This is a genomic window from Pseudomonas sp. NPDC098747, assembly GCF_044760045.1.
In the GTDB taxonomy this organism is placed as follows: Bacteria; Pseudomonadota; Gammaproteobacteria; order Pseudomonadales; family Pseudomonadaceae; genus Aquipseudomonas.
In genome coordinates this window covers 13,175-16,797 of record NZ_JBIWAL010000080.1, presented here as the reverse complement: position 1 = coordinate 16,797, position 3,623 = coordinate 13,175, and the positions used below count along the sequence as shown (strand labels likewise).

4 protein-coding genes are annotated in these 3,623 nt (G+C 59.4%); all 4 read right to left on the bottom strand.

The annotated features are described in order from the left end of the window. A partial coding sequence (gene ispG / locus ACIQVE_RS27330; RefSeq protein ID WP_402814585.1) for a flavodoxin-dependent (E)-4-hydroxy-3-methylbut-2-enyl-diphosphate synthase occupies nt 1-771 on the bottom strand: 771 nt, incomplete at its 3' end. A 3-nt stretch (nt 772-774) separates the two neighbouring features. Then, nucleotides 775-1,809: a RodZ domain-containing protein gene (locus tag ACIQVE_RS27325; protein WP_402814582.1), complete on the bottom strand. Its 1,035-nt coding sequence runs from the start codon at nt 1,807-1,809 to the stop codon at nt 775-777. Beyond that, nucleotides 1,809-2,567: a type IV pilus biogenesis/stability protein PilW gene (gene pilW, locus ACIQVE_RS27320; protein ID WP_042560924.1), complete on the bottom strand. Its 759-nt coding sequence runs from the start codon at nt 2,565-2,567 to the stop codon at nt 1,809-1,811. The genes ACIQVE_RS27325 and pilW overlap by 1 nt, the downstream gene beginning before the upstream one ends. Before the next feature lie 12 nt (nt 2,568-2,579). Continuing rightward, a partial coding sequence (gene rlmN / locus ACIQVE_RS27315; RefSeq protein WP_402814580.1) for a 23S rRNA (adenine(2503)-C(2))-methyltransferase RlmN occupies nt 2,580-3,623 on the bottom strand: 1,044 nt, incomplete at its 5' end.

The window sequence follows — 3,623 nt, the reverse complement described above, 5'->3', positions numbered from 1 at the left end:
AGACTTGAGAATGTCGTAACCGACCTTCACTTCCTCGACCGGATCGGCCGCCAGCGAGATGCGGATAGTATCGCCAATCCCTTCGGCGAGCAGCATACCTAGGCCCACGGCGGATTTCACTGTGCCCGAACGCAATCCACCCGCTTCGGTGATGCCCAGGTGCAGCGGCTGGACGATTTCTTTCGCCAGCAAGCGGTAGGCTTCGACGGCCATGAACACGTCGGAGGCTTTCACGCTGACCTTGAAGTCCTGGAAATTCAGGCGTTCGAGATGTTCAACGTGACGCAGGGCTGACTCGACCAGCGCTGCCGGCGTTGGCTCGCCGTATTTCTTTTGCAGGTCTTTTTCCAGCGAGCCGGCGTTGACGCCGATACGAATCGGAATTCCGCGGTCACGGGCGGCATCAACCACTGCACGCACGCGATCTTCACGACCGATGTTGCCCGGGTTGATGCGCAGGCAGTCCACACCCAGTTCGGCTACGCGCAAGGCGATCTTGTAGTCGAAGTGAATATCGGCAACCAGCGGCACCTTGACCAATTGCTTGATCTTGCCGAATGCCTCGGCGGCGTCCATGTCCGGCACCGAGATACGAACGATGTCGACGCCGGCGGCTTCCAGACGATTGATTTGTGCAACGGTGGCGGCGACGTCATTGGTGTCGCTGTTGGTCATGCTCTGCACAGCGATAGGCGCATCGCCGCCCACCGGTACGTTGCCGACCCAGATCTTGCGCGAAACGCGACGTTTGATTGGAGATTCGCCGTGCATGACTTATTGACCCAACTTCAGGCGAGCAGTCTCGCCACTGGTGAACGGAGCGATATCGACCGGCTGGCCGTTGTAGCTGACCTGTGCGCCACGGGCATAACCCAGACGTACGGCAAACGGTGGTTTGCCCGCAACAGAAAGGCTGTCGCCTTTACGCTTCAGGCCACTAAACAGAGTCTTGCCACTGCCGTCGGTAACCTGGGTCCAGCAATCGGCAACGAACTGCACCGAAACCTGACTTTGACCGGCAACTGGCGCAGACACTTGCGCGGTTGGCGCAGGAACAACCGGAGCGGTAATAGTCGGCGCTGGAGTGGCCGGAACGTTAGTTGCCGGCGTGACAGGGGCAGCGACAACCGGTGCAGGGGTATGAACCGGCGCAGTTGGCGTAGCAGCCGGAGTGGCCGGTGCTGCCGGAGCAGTTGCCGGAGCGGCAGGCTCGGCGCCGGTCGATTCAGCGGTGGCTTCCGATTGCGGCAGTGCCAAGGCAGTTGCGCCCTCGGCCTGACCTTCGGCAACGGCCTGGTCTTCCGGCTCGTCAATCGGGTGAATCTGCGTGGTGCCGTCGGCGCCTTCGACTTCGACGTGCTCGGGGGCGAGGCTGGTCGAGTCTTTGCTGCGCTGCGAAGTCTGATCCTGCCACCAGACGAAACCGCCGCCGATGACCGCGATCAGCAACAGCAGGCTGACGATGCGCAAAATAGTGTGGGAGACCCGCACCGGCTCTTCGATACGGCCCAGCGCATGCACATTGCTGCCTTGGGAGTCGGTGCCGGTGGACTGGTCGAATTGCTGAACCAGAGCGGTCTGGTCCATGCCGAGCAACTTGGCATAGGCGCGAATGTAACCGCGAGCAAAGGTGTGCCCCGGCAGCTTGTCGAAAGCGCCGGTTTCCAGATTGCTCAGGGAGGTCACGGTGAGGTTGAGCTTGAGGGCCACTTCGGCCAGCGACCAGCCATTGCTTTCGCGGGCCTGGCGCAAGGTCTCACCGGGGTTAACGCGATTCGCTGCTACAACTTCGGGATGCGCCGCTTTCATCATTGCTCCGACAGGTATTGCTGATATTCCGGCGTACCGGGATAGAGTCGTTTTAATTGCAGGCCATAACTGGCGGCCTTGTCGCGATCTTCAAACACTTTCGCCAGCCGAACGCCGAGCAATAGACTACGTGCATTTTGTTCGGTTAGCAGGCTGAAACGGTCGTAATAGTCACGTGCGGGCACATAATGCCTGTCTTCGAAGGACAACTCAGCCATTTCCAGCAATGCGCGCGGTTGTTGACGATTCAACCGCAGGGCTTTTTCCAGTTGCTGCTGCGCCAGATCACGCTGGCCGAGCTTGGCCGCCGTCATGCCGAGGCTCTCGAACACACGCGAGCGCTCAGGATACAGGGTATCGGCGGCGGCCTGTTCAAAACGCTCGTAGGCTTCCTTGTAACGCTGTTCTTCGTAGAGAAAACTGCCGTAGTTGTTGAGGGTTCGGGCATCGGCGGGACGTGAAGACAAGGCCTTGCGGAAGTGTTCGTCAGCCAATGCAGGCTCCATCTCGGCCTGAAACACCAGCCCGAGGGCAGCATTGGCGTCCGGGTCGGAGCTGTCCAGATCGAGGGCCTTTTTCAGCGGCACCTTGGCGCGCTCGGTCATGCCCTGCTGCAAATACCCCAGCCCCAACTGCACATAAGCGGCTCGCGCTTCATCGCGGCCCTTGCTGGTCTTCATCGGGTTGTAGTCACCCGACAGGACACAGCCAGCACTCAGGCTGGCCAACAGCAACAGCAGCGCAAAGCGCAGGGACATAGAGATCCTCTCTTAGTTTGTATTCGCGGCGCTCTGCGCCAGATCACCGTCGGCGTTCAATTCCCGCACGGCAATGTAACGTTCGCTGCGACGGGTGCGATCCAGCACCTGCCCTACCAATTGACCGCAAGCCGCGTCGATGTCTTCACCACGGGTGGTGCGCACAGTGACGTTGAAGCCTGCTTGATGCAGCTGATCCTGGAACCGGCGGATAGCATTGTTGCTAGGCCGCTCGTACCCGGAGTGCGGGAACGGGTTGAACGGAATCAGGTTGATCTTGCATGGAATGTTTTTCAGCAACTCGACCATCTCAACGGCATGTTCGACTTTGTCGTTGATGTCCTTGAGCAAGGTGTACTCGATGGTCAGCACGCGCTTTTCGCCCAGGGACGACATGTAGCGCTGGCACGACTCGAGCAGCATCTTAAGCGGATATTTCTTGTTGATCGGCACCAATTGGTTACGCAATGCGTCATTCGGTGCGTGCAGGGACAACGCAAGGGATACGTCGATGTGCTTGGACAGCTCATCGATCATCGGCACCACACCCGACGTGGACAGGGTCACGCGGCGCTTGGAAATCCCGTAACCGAGGTCATCCATCATCAGATGCATGGCGGCGACGACGTTGTCGAAGTTCAGCAACGGCTCACCCATGCCCATCATCACCACGTTGGTGATGGCACGGTCGACGGTGGCCGGGACGCTGCCGAAAGATTTGTTGGCAATCCACACCTGACCGATGACTTCGGCGGCGGTGAGGTTGCTATTGAAGCCTAGCTTGCCGGATGAGCAGAAACTGCAATCCAGGGCACAGCCTGCCTGGGACGAAACGCACAAAGTGCCGCGTTTTCCCTGGGGAATGTACACGGTCTCGACACAGCTGCCGGACGCCACGCGCACCACCCACTTACGGGTGCCGTCGGTGGAAATGTCCTCGCTGACAACTTCGGGACCACGGACTTCAGCAATAACCTTGAGCTTGTCGCGCAAGGCCTTGCTGACGTTCGTCATGGCGTCGAAATCATCGACGCCAAAGTGGTGAATCCATTTCAT